The organism is Microbacterium sp. BH-3-3-3, from assembly GCF_007679045.1.
In the GTDB taxonomy this organism is placed as follows: Bacteria; Actinomycetota; Actinomycetes; order Actinomycetales; family Microbacteriaceae; genus Microbacterium; species Microbacterium algihabitans.
This window is the reverse complement of the sequence record NZ_VEFS01000001.1, coordinates 1,604,855-1,622,431: the sequence shown is the minus strand read 5'-3', so window position 1 is coordinate 1,622,431 and position 17,577 is coordinate 1,604,855. Positions and strand designations below refer to the sequence as shown.

Here is a 17,577-nt window from a genome sequence, read left to right as displayed (position 1 = left end):
CGGCGCCGCCTCTCAGTTGCCGCGGTACGGGTCGGACCCGGCCGCGGTGTCGTCGCTCGTGGTGACGCGCAGCGTGCCGTTGAGCTTCCACGTGGCGCGGGGGGCGTCGGGACCGATGTCGCGCGGCACCTCGACGGTCATGTCGACGAACGAGTAGTTGACCGCGGCGCCGCGGCCGGTGAGGTACGACCACATCTCGCGACCGAGGTCGGTCCAGTCGGTGATCGAGTGGCCCTGAGGGCCGCTGTTGTCGGCGAACGGGTCGCTGGTGGGAGTGGTGTCGGACATGGCTTCGGTCCCTTTCTCGGTCAGAGGACCACCAGGGTCCCAGCGGCAAATGGTCGGAAAGGAGGGATTGCGTTCCCGGGCCAGAAGGGGGAACATTTCGCCGACCCCCAAAGACTCGTTTGACGGTCGTCACCGGTCCGGGCCACGATGGCCGGATGTCGCGAATCGACGAGCTGCGCGCCACGGCGCACCCCTTGCGGCTCCGCCTGCTCTCCCTGCTCACGGGTGCCGCCCTCAGCGCCGCCGAGGCGGGACGCGAACTCGGCGTCTCGCAGGCGTCGGCGAGCTACCACCTGCGCGTGCTCGAGCGGGCGGGACTGGTCCGCGTCGTCGAGGTCGTGCGACTGCGGGGTGGGGAGGCGAAGCGCTACCGTCACGAATCATCGTCGCGGCGGTACGACCCCGACGCCGCCCTCGGCGAACGCGTGCCCGCGAGCGAGGAGGAGTACGTCGAGGCTCTGATCGACGAACTCCGTCGGCGCGCACGCGCGCGCATCGACGGCCCGGCGATCTCGACGGACGCCGAGCTGTGGGTCGACCCCGCGGTGTGGCGTCGCATCGTGCAGCACGTCGGCGAGGCGTCCGCGCTGTTGCACGCCGCGGCGCGCCCACCGCGCACGCCGGGCACGCAGCCCGTCTCGATGACGGCCGCCCTCTTCCCCGTGAAGCGGGCGCGATGAGGGGTCCGCTGTCGTTCGCTCCGTTCCGCTGGTTGCTGGCCGCCCGCACGACCGCCATCGTCGGCAATGCGGTCGCCCCCATCGCCCTGGCGTTCGCGGTGCTCGATCTCACCGGCTCGGCCGCCGACCTCGGACTCGTGGTGGCCGCCCGCTCGGTCGCGAACGTCGCGATGCTCCTGTTCGGCGGGGTGATCGCCGATCGACTGCCGCGCGGCGCCGTGCTCGTCGGCTCGTCGCTGGCGGCCGCGGCGACCCAGGGGACGATCGCCGCCCTCGTGCTCACGGGCACCGCCGGCATCCCGATGCTCGTGCTGCTCGGGATCGTGAACGGGGCCGTCTCGGCCGTGAGCCTGCCCGCAGCGGCGGCGCTCGTGCCCGACACCGTGCCCGCGACCGCGCTGCGCCCCGCCAACGCGCTGCTGCGCCTGGGGCTGAACGGCGGCAGCATCGTGGGCGCCTCGGTCGGCGCCGTCGTCGTCGCGGCGGTCGGGCCCGGGTGGGGCCTCGCGATCGACGCCGCCGCCTTCGCGGTCGCCGCGCTGCTGTTCGCGCGCCTTCGTCTTCCGGAGCGGGCGGATGCCGCCTCTCCCGGCGAGACCGCCTCGGTGTGGAGCGATCTGCGCGTCGGGTGGCGGGAGTTCGCGAGCCGCCGCTGGATCTGGATCGTCGTGCTGCAGTTCGCCGTGCTGAACGCCGCCTTCGTCGGTGCGACGACCGTGCTCGGTCCCCTCGTCGCCGACGAGACCTTCGGGCGGGCCGGGTGGGGTCTCGTCATCGCGGCGCAGACCGCGGGCCTCGCGGTCGGCGCGCTGGTCGCCCTGCGGTGGCGGCCGCGGCGCGCCCTCGGCATCGGCGTCGCCGGCATGGCATCCGTCGGTCTTCCGGTGACCATGCTGGCGCTGCAGCCGACGCTGGCGGTGCTCGTCGTGGCGTTCGCGGTGGGCGGGCTCGCGATCGAGCTGTTCGCGATCGCGTGGGATCAGTCGCTGCAGACGCACGTTCCCCGCGAGACGTTGTCGCGGGTGTACTCGTACGACATGGTCGGCTCGTTCGTCGCGGTGCCGCTCGGCGAGGTGCTCGTGGGGCCGCTCGCGCACGCCGTCGGAACACCTCCCGTGCTGCTCGGATGCGCGGCGGTCATCGTGCTGGCCTCGATCGCCGCGTCGTGCTCGCGCAGCGTGTGGCGCGTGCTCACCACGTGAGAGTCAGTAGACGTACTCCATGAGCTCGACGCCCAGCACGCGGAAGGCGTCGTGCGCGCGTAGGCGGTGCGCGATCGAGAGGTCGTCGAAGTTGACGATCAGGGCGTAGGCCACCCCGGCCCGCGGCCCGCCGAGCACCCCCGCCTCGGCGCGCACGCCCGGCGCGCGGCCGGTCTTGTTGACGAACAGCAGCCCGTGCTGGTCGTTCTCGTGCGCGAACGGATCGAGTCCGGTGGCGGATGCCACGAGAGAGAGGTCGTGATTCAGGCTCAGCCACTCGGCGACCTGGGCGCTCACCCCCGGCGAGACGATCGTCGAGTTCACGAGCCCCGCGAAGACCTGAGCCATCTCGCGCGCCGTCGACAGCGCGAGGTGCGGGGCGTCGTCGGGTCCTCGGTCGTCGCGGAAACGGTCGAGCAGCGCGGTGCGGCGCAGCCCCAGCTGCTCGACACGGGCCCGCACCGACTGCAACCCGACGCGGTGCAGCAGCGCGTTGACGGCGAGGGCATCGCCCGACGAGGCAGCGAGCATCGCCACGTCGGTCAGCGGCAGGGCGGGCGCCTTGAGGTGCTGCCACAGGCCTCCGTGCGCGGCCGGCTGCACCGCGGCGCGGTCGATGATCTCGAGGGCGTCGAGGCGCCCCGACTCGAAGGCGGCCGCCGTCTCGATGAGCAGCGGAACGACCCCGAGTCCCCCGACGGGGAGGGTGAGGAAGTCGTCGCCCGCCAGCACCTGCGCGCCGCCGTCGAGGTCGTCGATGCGCACCGACACCCGGGCTCCCGACGAGGCCAGCTCGTCGAGCGAGCGCAGGGTCGCCGTGAACGACCGGCGCCCCGCGGCCGCGCGCCGCGGCAGACGCTTCGGCCCCTTGCGTCCGGCCCCGCGGAGGGCCGGGGCGTCGCGTCGAGACGACTCCACCGGCCCCCCGACGGGATCGGGCAGGGCGGGCTCGGGAACCGGGGGCATGCCCACGAGCGTGGCTCCTTCCGCGTCAGGAGAGCAACAAACGCGACCTCACCAGATGGTGACGCGCTGGTCGGCGTCGAGCCACAGGGCATCGCCCTCGGTGACGTCGAACGCCTCGTAGAACGCGTCGATGTTACGCACGATCTGGTTGCAGCGGAACTCGTTCGGCGAGTGCGGGTCGATCGTCAGCAGACGGATCGTCTCGGCGTCGCGGCCCTTCTGCTGCCAGATCTGCGCCCAGCTCAGCAGGAGTCGCTGGATGCCGGTGTAGCCGTCGACGACCGGGCCGTCGGGCTCGGTCTCGCCCGACTCCTGCAGGAACAGTCGGTACGCAGCGATCGCGATGCCCAGCCCGCCCAGGTCGCCGATGTTCTCGCCGATGGTCAGGGCGCCGTTGACGTGGTGCTCTTCCGAGAGCCCCTGCGGAACGAGCGCCTCGTACTGGGCGATCAGCGCCTTGGTGCGCTCTTCGAACGCCGAGCGGTCGGCATCCGTCCACCAGTCGCGCAGCGACCCGTCCGCGTCGAAGCGACTGCCCTGGTCGTCGAACCCATGACCGATCTCGTGCCCGATGACCGCGCCGATACCCCCGAAGTTGGCGGCGGCGTCGCGGTCGGCGTCGAAGAACGGGTACTGCAGGATCGCCGCGGGGAACACGATCTCGTTCATGAGCGGGTTGTAGTACGCGTTGACCGTCTGCGGGGTCATGTACCACTCGTCGCGGTCGATCGGCTGGCCGACCTTGGCGAGCTGACGGTCGTGCTCCCACACGTGCGCGCGGCGGACGTTGCCGACGAGGTCGTCGGAGGTGATCTCGAGGTCGGAGTAGTCCTTCCAGCGAACGGGGTAGCCGATCTTCGGCACGAAGGTGTCGAGCTTGGCGAGGGCGCGCTGACGCGTCTCATCGGTCATCCAGGTCAGCTCGCCGATCGAACGGCGGTACGCCTCGATCAGGTTCGCCACCAGGAGGTCCATGGCGTCCTTGGCGTCGGGACGGAAGTGGCGCTCGACGTAGACCTTGCCGATCGCCTCTCCCAGCGCGGCTTCGGCGAGGCTCACTCCGCGCTTCCAGCGCTCGCGGTTGACCGGCACGCCGGTGAGCTGCGTGCCGTAGAAGGCGAAGTTCTCGGCGACGAACGCCTCGGAGAGGAACGCCGCTCCCGCGTGAACGATCTTGAAGCGCAGCCACGCCTTCCAGGCGTCGAGACGCTCCTCGACGAGAAGGGCGCCGAGCGACTCGATGAAGCTCGGCTGGTAGACGACGACCTCGGCGAGCGCGTCCTCGTGCCCGGGCGCGACCCCCGCGCGCCACGGCTCGAGGTCGACGCCCGCGAGCGCGACCGTGTCGTCCCACGACTTCAGATTGTACGTCTTGATCGAGTCGCGGCTGTCTTCGCGCGACCAGTGATGCGCCGCGAGGTCGGTCTCGAGGGCGAAGACGAGATCGGCGGATGCCGCGGCCTCCGCGACACCGGCGAGCTCGAGGATGCGCTCGATGTGCCCGCGGTACGCGGTGCGGGTGTCGTCGAAGTTGTCGAGGCGGTAGTAGCTCTCGTCGGGCAGCGAGATGCCGCCCTGGTAGACGACGGGCACGTAGCGCGTCGGGTCGCCCGGATCGGGCTCGACGAACAGCGTCACCAGGCCGCTGATACCGTCGCGCTCGAGCTCGCCGATGAGCCGGAGGAGCGAGGGGATGTCGGTCACGCCGTCGACGCGGTCGAGCTGCGGCTGCAGGGGGGCTGCGCCGTCGGCCTCGATGCGCTCGGTGTCCATGAAGCTCGCGAACAGGTCGCCGATCTTGCGTGCTTCGCTGCCCGCCTCGGCGTCCTGCGACTCCTCGACGATGGTGCGCACGTCGGCCTCGGCCTGCTCGGCGATGAGGTGGAACGAGCCCCAGCGGGCCTTGTCGTCGGGGATCTCGGTTCGCTCCAGCCAGCGGCCGTTCACGTGGCGGAACAGGTCGTCCTGCGGGCGGATCTCGTCGCTGAGCTCGTCGAGCGCGAGACCGGAACGGGGGGTGTCGGTCATGCACACAGGATAAGTGCCCCGCATCCATGGCGGCTCGGAACGCGCGCGGTGCGCGGCGGGTGAGGCGCAGCCGGCGGTGTCGGAGGCCCACCCTAGGCTCGGTGTGTGACCGCCCCCGCGCCCGAGACGCTCAATCGCAGCATCGTGCGCCTCGCCCTGCCCGCGCTGGGCGCGCTCGTGGCCGAGCCGCTCTTCCTCATCGTCGACGCGGCGATGGTGGGCCACCTCGGGGTCGCACCGCTGGCGGGCCTCGGCATCGCGAGCGCCGTACTGCAGACGATCGTCGGACTGATGATCTTCCTCGCGTACTCGACCACTCCCGCCGTCGCTCGACGCCTCGGGGCGGGCGAACCGGGGCGGGCGGTGTCGGCGGGTATCGACGGCATGTGGCTCGCGCTCGCCCTCGGCGCGGTGCTGGCCATCGCCGGGTCGCTGACGACCCCCGCCGTCGTCGACCTGTTCGGTGCGGCACCCGACGTCGCCGACAACGCCCGGATCTACCTGTCGATCTCGATGTGGGGTCTGCCGGCGATGCTCGTGGTGTTCGCCGCGACGGGCCTGCTGCGCGGCATGCAAGACACGGTCACGCCGCTCTGGATCGCCGGGCTCGGCTTCGGCGCGAACGCCCTGCTCAACGCCCTGTTCATCTACGGCTTCGGTTGGGGCATCGGCGGGTCGGCCTTCGGCACGGTGATGGCGCAGTGGGGCATGGTCGGCGCCTACGTCGTGGTCGCGCGCCGCCTCGCCCGACGCCATTCCGCGACGCTGCGCCCCCAGCGCGACGGCCTGGGCGGCACCGTGCGTTCGGGCGGGTGGTTGTTCCTGCGCACGGTGAGCCTGCGCATCGCGTTCCTCGCGACCGTCGCCGTCGCGACGGGTCTGGGCTCGGCCGAGCTCGCCGGTTGGCAGATCGCCTTCACGATCTTCTCGACGGCGGCCTTCGCCCTCGACGCCCTGGCGATCGCGGCGCAGGCGCTCATCGGTCGCTCGCTCGGCGCCCGTGACACCGAGACCGTGGGCCGCGTTCTGCGGCGAACCAGCGCCTGGGGCGTCTGGTTCGGGGTCATCGTCGGCGCCGTCGTGGCGGCCGCATCCGGGGTCATCGGGCTGCTCTTCACGGGCGACCCCGAGATCGCCGCGCTCATCCGACCGGCGCTGCTGGTGCTCGCCGTCGCGCAGCCGCTCGCGGGGTTCGTCTTCGTGCTCGACGGCGTGCTCATCGGCGCCGGCGACGCCCGCTATCTCGCGATCGCGGGGGTGCTCAACCTCGTGCCCTACATCCCCGCGCTGCTGCTGGTCGCCGCGCTCGCCGGTGGCGGGGCGTCGGGCCTGGCGTGGCTCGCGGCCGCGTTCTTCGGGGTCTACCTGCTCGCGCGGGCCCTCACGCTCGGCCTGCGCGTGCGCGGTCGGGCATGGATGACCGCGGGCGACTGACCGCGCCCGAGGGAGCAGTGCTCACGCCCAGCGGCGGCACCATTCGTACATGATGACCGCGGCGGCGGAGGCGGCGTTGATCGAGCGCGTCGAGCCGTACTGCGTGATCTCGACGACACCGGTGGCGGCGGCGATCGCCTCTGCCGACAGCCCCGGACCCTCCTGACCGAACAGCAGCACGCACCGCTCGGGCAGCTCGGCGCGATCGACCGGCACCGACCCTTCGACGTTGTCGACGGCGATCACCGGCAGACCCGCCTCGCTCGCCCACGCGGCGAAGGCGGCGACGTCTTCGTGGTGGCGCACGTGCTGGTAGCGGTCGGTCACCATGGCGCCGCGGCGGTTCCACCGGCGTTTGCCCACGATGTGCACCTCGGCGGCGAGGAAAGCATTGGCGCTGCGCACGATCGACCCGATGTTCAGGTCGTGCTGCCAGTTCTCGATCGCGACGTGGAACGGATGCCGCCGGGCATCCAGATCCGCCACGATCGCGTCCATGCTCCAGTAGCGGTACTCGTCGACCACGTTGCGGGTGTCGCCGCCCGCGAGCAGTTCGGGGTCGTAACGGGGGTCGTCGGGCCACTGATCGGGTCCGCCGGGCCACGGGCCGACACCGTGCGTCGGAGGAGCGTCCGCACGCGCCGCGTCGGCGGTGCCGTCAGCGGGCGCCGGCGTGGGCTCGTCGGCATCCGTCACTCCTCCAGGCTACCCGGGCGGATGCGGCGCGCTCGCGGGTCGGCGACCCACTTTTCGGGCGCCCGAAATCTTGCTAACTTTTCGGCATGCCGAAAAATCCCGCCGCGGCGACCGAGCGAGGCGCACCCGAACGCGTGCTGTGGCTGCTCGGTCCCGCGATGGTGGCCGGTGTGGCGTACCTCGACCCCGGCAACGTCGCCAGCAACATGACCGCCGGCGCCGCCTTCGGCTACCTGCTGGTGTGGGTCGTGGTGCTCGGCAACGTGATGGCGTGGCTCATCCAGTACCTGTCCGCGAAGCTCGGCATCGTCACGGGCGAGAGCCTGCCGCAGGTGCTGGGGCGCCGGATCCAGCGGCCGTGGGCGCGTCGCGCGTACTGGCTGCAGGCCGAGCTCGTGGCGATGGCCACCGACGTGGCCGAGGTCATCGGCGGCGCCGTCGCCCTGCATCTGCTGTTCGGCATCCCGCTCGTCTGGGGAGGAGCCATCACCGGGGTCGTCTCGCTCGCGCTGCTGCTCGTGCAGACCCGGCGGGGCGCCCGCGCGTTCGAGACCGTGCTCATCGGCCTGCTCGTCATCATCGCGATCGGCTTCTCGGCCGGGCTGTTCTTCGCCCCACCCGACGCCGCCGGGGTCGTCGGCGGGCTCGTGCCGCGCTTCGAGGACTCGACCTCGGTGCTGCTGGCCGCCTCGATCCTCGGCGCCACGATCATGCCGCACGCGATCTACGCGCACTCCGCCCTCGCCCGCGATCGCTTCGCCCCGCCCGCCGCCGACGCTCCGCGCGCGACGGCCGGGGTCTCGGCATCCGCCCGCCCCTCTTCGCCCCTGGCCCCCGCCGACCTCGAGACGGCCCGCGGCATCTCGACACCGCGCCTGCTGCGCGCCACGCGGTGGGACGTCACGATCGCCCTGGCCGTGGCCGGCACCGTGAACCTCGCGATCCTGCTGCTCGCAGCCGCCAACCTCGCCGGCGTCGACGGCACCGACAGCCTCGAGGGTGCCTACACCGCCCTGCGCGACGGACTCGGGCCACTCGTGGCGACCATGTTCGCGGTGGGCCTGCTCGCGAGCGGCCTCGCCTCCACCTCGGTCGGGGCGTACGCCGGAGCCGAGATCATGCACGGCCTGCTTCACGCCCGCGTGCCCCTCGTCGCGCGTCGTCTCGTCACGCTCGTACCGGCGCTGGTGATCCTGGCGCTCGGCGTCGACCCCACGCTCGCGCTCGTGCTGAGTCAGGTGGTGCTGTCGTTCGGCATCCCGTTCGCTCTCGTGCCCCTGGTCGTCCTCACCCGGCGCGCCGACGTGCTGGGCGCCTACCGCAACCGCGCCCTCACCACGGCCGCCGGGGTCGCGGCATCCGTCTTCCTCATCGGGCTCAACGCCGTGCTTCTGTGGCTGGTGTTCACCGGCGGATAGGCTGACGGCGTGGAATCGCCCGTGTCAGACGACTACCTCAAAGCGATCTACCACCACACCGAGTGGCAGGATTCGGCGATCACGCCGTCGCAGCTCGCTGCAGTGCTCGGCCTGGCCCCCTCGAGCGTGACCGAGATGGTGAAGAAGCTCGCCGCCCAGGGCCTCGTGACCCACCGCCCGTACGGGCCCGTGTCGCTCACCGCCGCGGGCCAGCGCCGCGCGGCCGCCGTGATCCGTCGCCACCGCCTGATCGAGACGTGGCTGGTGCGCGAGTTCGCCTACGCGTGGGACGAAGTGCACGACGAGGCCGAGGTGCTCGAGCACGCGCTGAGCGACCGACTGCTCGAGGGCATCGACGAGCGACTGGGGCGTCCGCGCTTCGATCCCCACGGAGACGCGATCCCGGATGCCGATGGCGCGGTGCACCGCGAGCCCTTCGTGCTGCTGGCCGAGGCGCCCGCCGGGCACGCCGGACGCGTGCTGCGTGTCAGCGACCGCGACCCCGAACTGCTGCGGGCCCTGGTCGAGCGGGGGATCGACGTGGGGCACGAGCTCGAGGTCGTCTCCGACACCGTGGTGCGTGCCGACGGCGTCGAGGTCTCGCTGCCGACCGATGCGGGCACGTCGGTCTGGCTCACGCGCTGACGCGCCGCGCGACGGTCAGGATGCCGCGCGCCGAGCCCGATCGAAGGGCCACCGCACGTGCGTCGCGGTCTCGCACGCGCGCCACAGGTCGGCGCCGAGGTCGCTCGCGCGCGTGCGCCGGGCGGGCGTCGCCTTGCGCGGGAGGCCGCGAGCGACCATCGCGGGGCCGTACATCGAGCCGCCCTCGGCAAGGGGATCGACCAGCGCGCGCACCAGCGCCCACGCCCCCTGCTCCTTGGACTGCGTGATCGGCGCCTGCAGGTTGTCGACGAAGCGCGAGAGGCGCGTGGGCTCGTTGACCCCGCGGACGCCGCGCGTGCGTCCGCTCGTCGAGTAGCCGGGGTGCGCGACCAGGCTCTGCACCGGCACACCGTGCGCGCGCAGCAGCTTGTCGGCCTCGAGTGCGAGGGCCGTGGTCGCCGCCTTCGACTGCACATACGCGCGCCACGGGGTGTACCCCTCGCGCAGCTCGGGGTCGGTGGGAACGTGCCGCCACAGCGAGGTCGACATGCTGCCCACCCACACCATGCGGCCGCGGCCCGTCGACAGGGGCTTGAGCAGTTCGCCGGCGAGTGCGAAGTGGCCCAGCACGTTCGTGGCGAAGACGAGCTCGTGCCCTCCGGCCGTCTCGCGCTGTTTCGGCGGGTGCACGATCCCCGCGTTCAGCAGCAGACCGTCGAGGCGGCCACGGGCGCGAGCCGTCGCGGCGGCGGCGCGCACCGAGCCCATGTTGCTGGTGTCGAGCAGGAGCGTTTCGACCGCGGCATCCGGATGCGACCGCAGGATCGCGGCCTTGGCCGTCGACAGCTTGTGCGGGCTGCGGCCGGTCAGCAGCACGTGGGCGCCCGCGACGGCGAGCTGCTCGCACGCGAAGAAGCCGAGACCGCGGGTCGCGCCGGTCACCAGATAGGTCTTCCCGGAGAGGTCGGGGAGGTTCTCGGGATCCCAGTCTGCGCGCGCCACCCTTCGACCCTAACGAGATCGAGCCCGCACGTCACGGGTGCATTCCGATTCCGGCATATCGACCTCGTCGAGTTTTTTCACGATCCGGCGTGACGAATCTCGACCCCGATACGTCTCCCCTGCGAGCATCCCGCTCCGTCGCGACGACAGACACCCGTCGCAGACGCCGACACAACGAGAAGGAGTCCGATCATGGGTCTCGACGACAAGATCAAGAACGCCGCTCAGGACATCGTGGGCAAGGCGAAGGAAGCCGTCGGCAACGCCACCGACAACGACCGTCTGGCCGCCGAGGGCAAGGCCGACCAGGTCAAGGCCGACGCGAAGAAGGCCGGCGAGAACGTCAAGGACACGTTCAAGTAAGTCGGCGTTCCGCGGACGGGCGGGCCCACGACCTCCGGGTCGGGCCCGCCCGCGCTTTTTTCCGGCGGCGTCGAAACCCGGGTCTAGGCTGGGCCGCATGCGGACGCGTGGCGACATCGAGTGCTGGCTGACCGACATGGACGGCGTTCTCGTCCACGAGAACACCCCCATTGCCGGAGCATCCGAGTTGCTCGCGCAATGGCGGGCCGAGGGCACGCCGTTCCTGGTGCTGACGAACAACTCGATCTACACGCCGCGCGATCTGAGCGCGCGACTGCGGGCCTCGGGGCTCGTGGTGCCCGAGTCGTCGATCTGGACCTCGGCTCTCGCGACCGCCGACTTCCTCAAGTCGCAGATGCCCGGCGGCTCCGCCTTCGTCATCGGCGAGGCGGGACTCACCACCGCCCTGCACGAGGCGGGCTTCATCCTGACCGAGACCGCCCCCGACTACGTCGTCGTGGGCGAGACGCGCAACTACTCGTTCGAGGCCATCACCAAGGCCATCCGCTTCATCAGCGGCGGCGCCCGGTTCATCGCGACGAATCCGGATGCCACGGGGCCCTCGACCGAGGGCGTGCTGCCCGCGACCGGGGCGATCGCCGCGCTGATCACCAAGGCCACGGGCAAAGAGCCCTACATCGTCGGCAAGCCCAACCCGATGATGTTCCGCTCGGCCCTGAACCGCATCGGCGCCCACAGTGAGAACACCGGCATGATCGGCGACCGCATGGACACCGACATCGTCGCCGGCATCGAGGCGGGCCTGCACACCGTGCTCGTGATGACCGGCATCAGCGACCAGCGCGAGATCGAGCGCTATCCGTTCCGCCCCGACGAGATCCTCGCGTCGGTCGCCGAGCTGGTGCGCGACGAACCGATCGAGAGCGACCTGGCCGACGGCGAAGACGGGCTCAGCGAAGGCTTGTGAACCTCAGGGAGACACACCGTGGATGACCGCACGCTCTGGCTGATCGTCGCTTTCTTCATCACCGCCGGCACGCTCGTGGCGTTCATCGTGCAGTGGCGGCGGTCCCGCCGCGGCAGCGGGCGGCGCGACCCCTTCGACGGCCCCGGCCCGGGTGACGACGCGCCCTGACCACGGCTGGTCGCACCGTTCGGGGCGGTGAGGGCTTGGCATCCGGCGCCTGCGCGTCACGAGAACAGGGCATGTCACCAGAACAGGGCGATTCCGGCGAAATCGGCCTGTTTTCGTCGCACCCGCCTGTTCTGGTGACGCGGCGGGCTTACTGCGGGGCGAGGCCCAGGTCGTCGAGGTCGATCGACCCGAGCCACTGCAGGCCCTCGGCCTCGATCGCGGCCTGAGCGCCGGTCTTGCGGTCGACGATCACGGCGACGGCGACGACGTCCGCGCCCTCGCGGCGCAGGGCCTCGACGGCCTTGAGCGCCGACTGGCCCGTGGTCGAGGTGTCTTCGACGACGACGACGCGCTTGCCCTTCACGTCGGCGCCCTCGATCTGGCGGCCGCGGCCGTGGTCCTTGGGCTCCTTGCGTACGACGAACGCATCGAGCGGGCGGCCGGCATGCACCGACTCGTGCATGACGGCGTTGGCGATGGGGTCGGCGCCGAGCGTGAGCCCGCCGACGGCGACGATGCCGTCGAGGTCTTTCACCAGGTCGAGCACGAGGCGGCCAATCGCGGGAGCGGCGCGGTGGTCGAGAGTGAGCTTGCGCATGTCGACGTAGTACGTCGCCTTCTTGCCGCTCGAGAGGGTGAAGTCGCCGTGGAACACCGCCTCGTCCTTGATGAGGCCGATGAGGGCCTGACGGTCGGCTTCGAGCTCGGGAGTGGAGGCGGTGGTCACGGCGTCGAGTTTAGTGCTCCATACGGATGACGCCGGAGTCGCTCTGGCCGCCGATGTCGGCGGCCGAAAGTAGGCTGGATGCCATGCGCCTGGCCACCTGGAACGTCAACTCCATCCGCGCCCGCGTCACCCGCACCGTCGAGTTCTGCGTGCGCGAGCACATCGACGTGCTGGCGATGCAGGAGATCAAGTGCAAGACGGAGCAGTTCCCGTACGCGGCGTTCGAAGAAGCCGGGTACCACGTGGCCGCGCACGGCCTGAACCAGTGGAACGGCGTCGCCATCGCGAGCCGTGAGCCCCTCGAAGACATCGAGATCGGGTTCCCCGGCATGCCCGGGTTCGAGAAGGGCAAAGAGGGTCCCGACCTGCCCCAGGAGGCCCGCGCGATCGGGGCGACCGTCAACGGCGTGCGCGTGTGGAGCCTGTACGTGCCCAACGGTCGCGGACTCGACGACCCGCACTACGTCTACAAGCTCGACTGGCTCGACAAGCTGCGCCAGTACACGGCCGACACCCTCGCGGCCCACCCCGATCTGCCGCTCGCCCTGACCGGCGACTTCAACATCGCGCCGACCGACGACGACAACGGCGACCCCACGGTCGTCGAGGGGGCGACCACCCACGTCTCCCCTCCCGAGCGCGAGGCCTTCCGCGCCTTCGAGGCCGCGGGTCTCACCGACGTCGTGCGCCCGCTGATCCCCACCGGGTACACCTACTGGGACTACAAGCAGCTGCGCTTCCCCCGCAACGAGGGCCTGCGCATCGACTTCATCCTCGGCTCGCAGGCCTTCGCCGACGCGGTGCACGGCGCCGAGATCCACCGCAACGAGCGCAAGGGCGAGGTTCCCAGCGACCACGTGCCCGTCGTCGCCGACCTCGACCTCTCGGGCGCCGACGACGATGACGACCTGCCGATGATCTTCGGCTGAACGCCGGCTCAGGCTCGCGCGAGCCGTCGCGACATCGGATCGCCTCGGGATCGGATGCCGCGGACTCTGCCGTCCGATTCCCGCGCGGCGGGCCGATTCCGGTGAGGCGCCCGCGCCGCGCGGAACCCGAGCCCACGGCATCCGGAATCTTTTCTCCCGCACCCTGTCGATTCCGCTCGGCGTCGTTCGACGCGATAGTAGGGGAACGGTTCCCCCGAGCACCGACGAGAGAAGACGACGATGAAGTACATGCTGATCATGCGCGGCACCGACGAGGCGTACGCGGCGTACAAGAGGATCCCGTTCGAGCAGGTCATCAACCAGATGGGCGCGTACAACGAGTCCATGGTCAACGCGGGGGTGCTCGTCGCCGGCGATGGTCTCGCCGAAGACATGAGCAAGAACTTCGTGGTCGAGTTCGGCGGCGAGGAGCCGGTCGTCACCGACGGCCCCTATGGCGAGACGCACGAGCTGTTTAACGGCTTCTGGATCATCGAGGTGTCGAGCAAGGACGAGGCCGTGGAGTGGGCGCGCCGCGCTCCGCTGATCGCGGGCAACACGCTCGAGGTGCGCCGGGTCACCGACGAGACCGACTTCGCGGCCTTCGCCGACAACGAGTACATCCAGAAGGAAGAGGGCTGGCGCGAGGAGCAGGCCGCGCGCTGACCCCACGTGACCGACGACCTCTCGCGACGCGTCGCGGCGATCTGGCGCATCGAAGGCGCCCGCATCGTCGCGACGCTCGCGCGCGTGGTCGGCGACCTCCCCACCGCCGAAGACCTCGCGCACGACGCGCTGCTCGAGGCGCTGGCGCAGTGGCCGCGCGAGGGCGTGCCGCACAATCCCGGAGGGTGGCTCACCGCCGTCGCGAAGCGGCGCGCGATCGACGGCTGGCGTCGGGAGCGCGCGCGAGGCGAGAAGTACCGCCTACCTCATCTTCACCGAGGGCTACGCCGCGAGCGCCGGCGATACGGTGCTGCGCACCCGTGGACGCCCTCGCTGCGGCCGGGGCCCTGCGGGGATCGCACCTCATCCCGTCGGTGCGCGGGGAGCTACTGTCGCGCCTCGGGCGATCGGCCGAGGCGCGCGCGGAGCTGCTCACCGCCGCCGGGCTTACGCGCAACGAGCGCGAGGCCGCGCTGCTCAGGCGGAAGGCCGAGGCGCTGGGGAGCCGTCCCGGGGGAAAGACAGGGGGCTGAGCCACCGGGAACGCTGCGTCCGGTCCCTTCGACAGACTCAGGGACCTGACTAAGACGGGGCCGGGGGCGAACCCCCGACCCCGTCGTGAAAGCGCGCCTCAGGCCGCGGGGACCTCGGCTGGAGCGGTGCGCTTCGCGAGGGTCACGAGCGCCTCGATGATCGAGCGCAGGAACGCGGCCGTGCCCTCGTCGGTGACGGTGCCGTCCTCTTCGAACAGACCGGGGGTCGACTGGATGTAGCCCTCGGGCTGGCCGAGCACCAGGGCGTTGTAGTGCAGGAGCACGGAGCGCAGGTGCTGCTGGCCGGCCGCGGTGGCGATGCCGCCCTGCGAGGTGCCGATGACCGCGGTGGGCTTGTCGTTGAACGACGCCTCGCCGTACGGGCGGGCCGACCAGTCGAGGGCGTTCTTGAGCACGCCGGGGATCGAGCGGCTGTACTCGGGGGTCACGATGAACATGGCGTCGGTGTCTTCGATCGCCTGCTTGAAGTCGCGCGCGACCGGGGGGAAGTCGCCGTCGTAGTCGGGCGAGTAGAAGGGGAGGTCCTTGATGGGGATCTCTTTGAGCGTCACGCCCTCGGGGGCGACCTTCTCGAGCGCCTTCGCCAGGCGCCGGTTGATGGAGGTGCTGGAGATACTGCCGACGATGTAGCCGATCTCGGTCACGGTGATCCTCTCGGAGAAGACGGGGGCGCCTGGCGCCCGGATTTATTCACGTGCAAGCATCACGACGCATCCTGTATTCCCGCCCCTCTTGACTCCACCCCACGGGGGATGCAGGTGTCGGAGCTCCCCCCTACCGTGGAGGGATGGCCCGGCTCACCCGCACGCAGCAACGCAACGACCTCGTGCTCGCCGCCGTGCTGTTCCTGGGCGGATTGACCAGCGCCGTGCTCTCGTCGGTCTCCGGCATCTACGGCGACCAGCAGGGGTCGCTCGCGGTCGCGCTGGGATACGTCGCCGTGCTCGCGATCCCGATCGCCTTCCGCCGGCGGTGGCCCTCGATCGCCGCGGTCATCGTCGCGGTCGCGTACTTCCTCGCGGTGACCTTCCGCATCCCCGAGCTGTACGCCGGCAACATCGCGATGTTCATCGCGCTGTACACGGTGGGCGCGTGGGAGACCAACCGTCGCCGGGCGACGATCGTGCGCATCGCCCTCATCGTGGGCATGTTCGCGTGGCTGTTCGTCGTGATGTTCCAAGAGGCCACGCAGCCGGTCGACCCGAGCGTGGAAGGACCCTTCTCGCGCGCCGGGGCGTTCTCGCCGTTCGTCGCCTACCAACTGCTCAACATCCTCATCAACGCGCTGTACTTCGGCGGCGCGTACTACTTCGGCAACCGCTCGTACCAGCAGATGCGCGAGCGCGCCGCCCTCGAGGAGCGCACGGCCGAACTCGAGACCGAGCGCGAGGTGACCGCCGCCCAGGCCGTGGCCCTCGACCGCGTGCGCATCGCGCGCGAGCTGCACGACGTGGTCGCCCACCACGTATCGCTGATGGGCGTGCAGGCCGGGGTGGCGCGGTCGCTGCTGGATCGTGATCCGGATGCCGCGCGGCAGAACCTCGCGGGCATCGAGGGATCCGCCCGGTCGTCTCTGCACGAACTGCGCCAACTGCTCGAGACCCTGCGCACGCCCGACGGCGACTCCGCCCCCGACACCGCCCCCACCACGCACGGGCTCACCTCGATCGCGGGACTGGTCGACGAGGCGACCGCGGCGGGTCTTCCCACGACCCTCACCGTCATCGGCGAGGCCGCGAGCGATCCCCCGCCGCTCGTGCAGGTCAACCTGTACCGCATCGCGCAGGAGGCGCTCACGAACGCCCGGCGTCACGCCGGTCCCGATGCGACGGCCGACGTGCGCCTCCGGTTCGATCCGGATGCCGTGGAGCTCGAGGTCGCGAACACCGGACGCCGCGGTTCGTCGACGCCGGGCCTCGGCCAGCTCGGCATGCGCGAGCGCGCCGCGGCCTCGGGCGGGACGATCGAGATCGGTCCCCGCGCGCGCGGGGGATGGTTGGTGCGCGTGCGGGTGCCCCTGCTGACCCCGGAGGTGTCGCGTGTCTGAGCTGCGGGTGCTGCTGGTCGACGACCACGCCATGATGCGCGCGGGGTTCCGCACGATCCTGTCGCTCGAAGACGACATCACGGTCGTCGGCGAGGCGGCCTCGGGTCGCGCGGCCATCGACGCGGCGCGCGAGCTGCGCCCCGACGTGATCTGCATGGACGTACAGATGCCCGACATGGACGGGCTCGAGGCGACGCGCCTGCTGACGGCCGATCCCGCCTCCGACGCCGCAATCCTCATCGTGACCACCTTCGACCGCGACGACTACCTGTTCGCCGCGCTCGCGGCGGGAGCCAGCGGATTCCTGCTCAAGAACGCCGGCCCTGAAGAGCTCGTCTCGGCGGTGCGGATCGTCGGCGCGGGCGACGCGCTGCTCGCCCCCGAGGTCACCCGCCGGGTCATCGAACGCTTCGCCGCGCAGGGCGCCGGCGACGTGGCATCCGGGAGCTCCTTCGCGAGCCCCGCGCCGACCTCGACGGTCACCGAGACCGCCGTCCGCCGCGCCGACACCCTGCACCTCAGCGAGCCGCTGACCGAGCGTGAGAGCGAGGTGCTCGCCCTCGTCGCCGAAGCCCTCAGCAACGCCGAGATCGCCGCGCGCCTGTTCATCGGCGAGGCGACCGTGAAGACGCACGTGTCGAACGTGCTGCAGAAGCTCGGCGCGCGCGACCGCGTGCAGGCCGTGGTGCTCGCGCACCGGCACGGGCTGGCCTGACGGGCGGGGTCCCGCGGGGCCCGGTCCCTTCGACAAGCTCAGGGACCTCGCGGTTCGGGTCCCGGGCCCTTCGACAAGCTCAGGGACCTCGGTTGCGCGCTCCGGGGCCCTTCGACAGGCTCAGGGACCCCCGTCGAGCCCCCTCCCCCTCACGGTGGAG

General features: G+C 71.3%; 20 protein-coding genes. 13 read left to right on the top strand and 7 right to left on the bottom strand.

What is annotated here, in order from left to right; translation table 11 throughout:
• Positions 1-12: 12 nt before the first annotated feature.
• On the bottom strand, positions 13-288 hold the full coding sequence (locus FS769_RS07615; RefSeq protein WP_144831543.1) for a hypothetical protein: 276 nt from the start codon (positions 286-288) through the stop codon (positions 13-15).
• A gap of 155 nt (positions 289-443) precedes the next feature.
• Between FS769_RS07615 and FS769_RS07610 the strand changes: the two genes are divergently transcribed.
• A complete protein-coding gene (locus FS769_RS07610; protein ID WP_144831540.1) occupies positions 444-968 on the top strand; it encodes a helix-turn-helix domain-containing protein in 525 nt (174 codons plus the stop codon).
• Positions 965-2,170, top strand: a complete 1,206-nt coding sequence (locus FS769_RS07605) for an MFS transporter (protein WP_144831537.1) — start codon at positions 965-967, stop codon at positions 2,168-2,170. The genes FS769_RS07610 and FS769_RS07605 overlap by 4 nt, the downstream gene beginning before the upstream one ends.
• Positions 2,171-2,173: 3 nt before the next feature.
• On the opposite strand, the gene FS769_RS07600 is transcribed toward FS769_RS07605, so the two are convergent.
• Together FS769_RS07600 and FS769_RS07595 are read right to left on the bottom strand one after the other, a co-directional pair.
• Positions 2,174-3,136 (bottom strand): serine hydrolase, encoded by a 963-nt coding sequence (locus tag FS769_RS07600; RefSeq protein WP_144832021.1) that lies wholly within the window; start codon positions 3,134-3,136, stop codon positions 2,174-2,176.
• Between the two features lie 48 nt (positions 3,137-3,184).
• Positions 3,185-5,164: a M13 family metallopeptidase gene (locus tag FS769_RS07595; RefSeq protein ID WP_144831534.1), complete on the bottom strand. Its 1,980-nt coding sequence runs from the start codon at positions 5,162-5,164 to the stop codon at positions 3,185-3,187.
• A gap of 105 nt (positions 5,165-5,269) precedes the next feature.
• Between FS769_RS07595 and FS769_RS07590 the strand changes: the two genes are divergently transcribed.
• Entirely contained in the window at positions 5,270-6,598 is a 1,329-nt protein-coding gene (locus FS769_RS07590) for an MATE family efflux transporter (RefSeq protein ID WP_144831531.1), read from the top strand.
• A 21-nt stretch (positions 6,599-6,619) separates the two neighbouring features.
• On the opposite strand, the gene FS769_RS07585 is transcribed toward FS769_RS07590, so the two are convergent.
• A complete protein-coding gene (locus FS769_RS07585; RefSeq protein ID WP_144831528.1) occupies positions 6,620-7,294 on the bottom strand; it encodes an RNA methyltransferase in 675 nt (224 codons plus the stop codon).
• Positions 7,295-7,380: 86 nt separating this feature from the next.
• Between FS769_RS07585 and FS769_RS07580 the strand changes: the two genes are divergently transcribed.
• Complete coding sequence (locus tag FS769_RS07580) at positions 7,381-8,712, top strand: Nramp family divalent metal transporter (protein WP_144831525.1); 1,332 nt, start codon at positions 7,381-7,383, stop codon at positions 8,710-8,712.
• 9 nt (positions 8,713-8,721) lie between these two features.
• Positions 8,722-9,357, top strand: coding sequence for a metal-dependent transcriptional regulator (locus tag FS769_RS07575; protein ID WP_144831522.1), 636 nt, complete (start codon positions 8,722-8,724; stop codon positions 9,355-9,357).
• Between the two features lie 15 nt (positions 9,358-9,372).
• Here FS769_RS07575 and FS769_RS07570 read toward each other — a convergent pair whose 3' ends face one another.
• Entirely contained in the window at positions 9,373-10,320 is a 948-nt protein-coding gene (locus FS769_RS07570) for an SDR family NAD(P)-dependent oxidoreductase (protein ID WP_144831518.1), read from the bottom strand.
• A 192-nt stretch (positions 10,321-10,512) separates the two neighbouring features.
• On the opposite strand from FS769_RS07570, the gene FS769_RS07565 reads away from it, so the two are divergent.
• From FS769_RS07565 to FS769_RS16800, 3 genes are all read left to right on the top strand, one after another.
• Entirely contained in the window at positions 10,513-10,683 is a 171-nt protein-coding gene (locus FS769_RS07565) for a CsbD family protein (protein WP_144831515.1), read from the top strand.
• Between the two features lie 97 nt (positions 10,684-10,780).
• A complete protein-coding gene (locus FS769_RS07560; protein WP_144831512.1) occupies positions 10,781-11,611 on the top strand; it encodes an HAD-IIA family hydrolase in 831 nt (276 codons plus the stop codon).
• Between the two features lie 18 nt (positions 11,612-11,629).
• Complete coding sequence (locus FS769_RS16800; RefSeq protein ID WP_186325453.1) at positions 11,630-11,779, top strand: hypothetical protein; 150 nt, start codon at positions 11,630-11,632, stop codon at positions 11,777-11,779.
• 148 nt (positions 11,780-11,927) lie between these two features.
• On the opposite strand, the gene pyrE is transcribed toward FS769_RS16800, so the two are convergent.
• Entirely contained in the window at positions 11,928-12,506 is a 579-nt protein-coding gene (gene pyrE / locus FS769_RS07555; RefSeq protein ID WP_144831508.1) for an orotate phosphoribosyltransferase, read from the bottom strand.
• Positions 12,507-12,589: 83 nt separating this feature from the next.
• On the opposite strand from pyrE, the gene FS769_RS07550 reads away from it, so the two are divergent.
• The 3 genes from FS769_RS07550 (at position 12,590) to FS769_RS17230 (ending at position 14,683) form a co-directional block, all read left to right on the top strand.
• Positions 12,590-13,435 (top strand): exodeoxyribonuclease III, encoded by an 846-nt coding sequence (locus FS769_RS07550; RefSeq protein WP_144831505.1) that lies wholly within the window; start codon positions 12,590-12,592, stop codon positions 13,433-13,435.
• A gap of 240 nt (positions 13,436-13,675) precedes the next feature.
• Positions 13,676-14,101 (top strand): YciI family protein, encoded by a 426-nt coding sequence (locus FS769_RS07545; protein ID WP_144831500.1) that lies wholly within the window; start codon positions 13,676-13,678, stop codon positions 14,099-14,101.
• A gap of 6 nt (positions 14,102-14,107) precedes the next feature.
• Positions 14,108-14,683, top strand: coding sequence for a sigma factor (locus FS769_RS17230; RefSeq protein ID WP_396652409.1), 576 nt, complete (start codon positions 14,108-14,110; stop codon positions 14,681-14,683).
• A gap of 49 nt (positions 14,684-14,732) precedes the next feature.
• Here FS769_RS17230 and FS769_RS07535 read toward each other — a convergent pair whose 3' ends face one another.
• Positions 14,733-15,305 carry an NADPH-dependent FMN reductase gene (locus tag FS769_RS07535; protein WP_144831497.1) on the bottom strand — a complete coding sequence of 191 codons (573 nt, stop codon included), beginning with the start codon at positions 15,303-15,305 and terminating at the stop codon, positions 14,733-14,735.
• A gap of 137 nt (positions 15,306-15,442) precedes the next feature.
• On the opposite strand from FS769_RS07535, the gene FS769_RS07530 reads away from it, so the two are divergent.
• Positions 15,443-16,702: a sensor histidine kinase gene (locus tag FS769_RS07530; protein ID WP_144831494.1), complete on the top strand. Its 1,260-nt coding sequence runs from the start codon at positions 15,443-15,445 to the stop codon at positions 16,700-16,702.
• Positions 16,695-17,417: a response regulator transcription factor gene (locus FS769_RS07525; RefSeq protein ID WP_144831492.1), complete on the top strand. Its 723-nt coding sequence runs from the start codon at positions 16,695-16,697 to the stop codon at positions 17,415-17,417. Before FS769_RS07530 ends, FS769_RS07525 begins: the two co-directional genes overlap by 8 nt.
• Positions 17,418-17,577 lie beyond the last annotated feature (160 nt).

Excerpts from the sequence above, each read along its gene's own strand:
- FS769_RS07530 (WP_144831494.1), top strand. The coding sequence starts at position 15,443 with ATGGCCCGGCTCACCCGCACGCAGCAACGCAACGACCTCGTGCTCGCC.
- FS769_RS07580 (WP_144831525.1), top strand. The coding sequence starts at position 7,381 with ATGCCGAAAAATCCCGCCGCGGCGACCGAGCGAGGCGCACCCGAACGC.
- FS769_RS07600 (WP_144832021.1), bottom strand. The coding sequence starts at position 3,136 with ATGCCCCCGGTTCCCGAGCCCGCCCTGCCCGATCCCGTCGGGGGGCCG.
- FS769_RS07595 (WP_144831534.1), bottom strand. The coding sequence starts at position 5,164 with ATGACCGACACCCCCCGTTCCGGTCTCGCGCTCGACGAGCTCAGCGAC.
- FS769_RS07615 (WP_144831543.1), bottom strand. The coding sequence starts at position 288 with ATGTCCGACACCACTCCCACCAGCGACCCGTTCGCCGACAACAGCGGC.
- FS769_RS07610 (WP_144831540.1), top strand. The coding sequence starts at position 444 with ATGTCGCGAATCGACGAGCTGCGCGCCACGGCGCACCCCTTGCGGCTC.
- FS769_RS07560 (WP_144831512.1), top strand. The coding sequence starts at position 10,781 with ATGCGGACGCGTGGCGACATCGAGTGCTGGCTGACCGACATGGACGGC.
- FS769_RS07550 (WP_144831505.1), top strand. The coding sequence starts at position 12,590 with ATGCGCCTGGCCACCTGGAACGTCAACTCCATCCGCGCCCGCGTCACC.
- FS769_RS07545 (WP_144831500.1), top strand. The coding sequence starts at position 13,676 with ATGAAGTACATGCTGATCATGCGCGGCACCGACGAGGCGTACGCGGCG.
- FS769_RS07605 (WP_144831537.1), top strand. The coding sequence starts at position 965 with ATGAGGGGTCCGCTGTCGTTCGCTCCGTTCCGCTGGTTGCTGGCCGCC.
- FS769_RS07565 (WP_144831515.1), top strand. The coding sequence starts at position 10,513 with ATGGGTCTCGACGACAAGATCAAGAACGCCGCTCAGGACATCGTGGGC.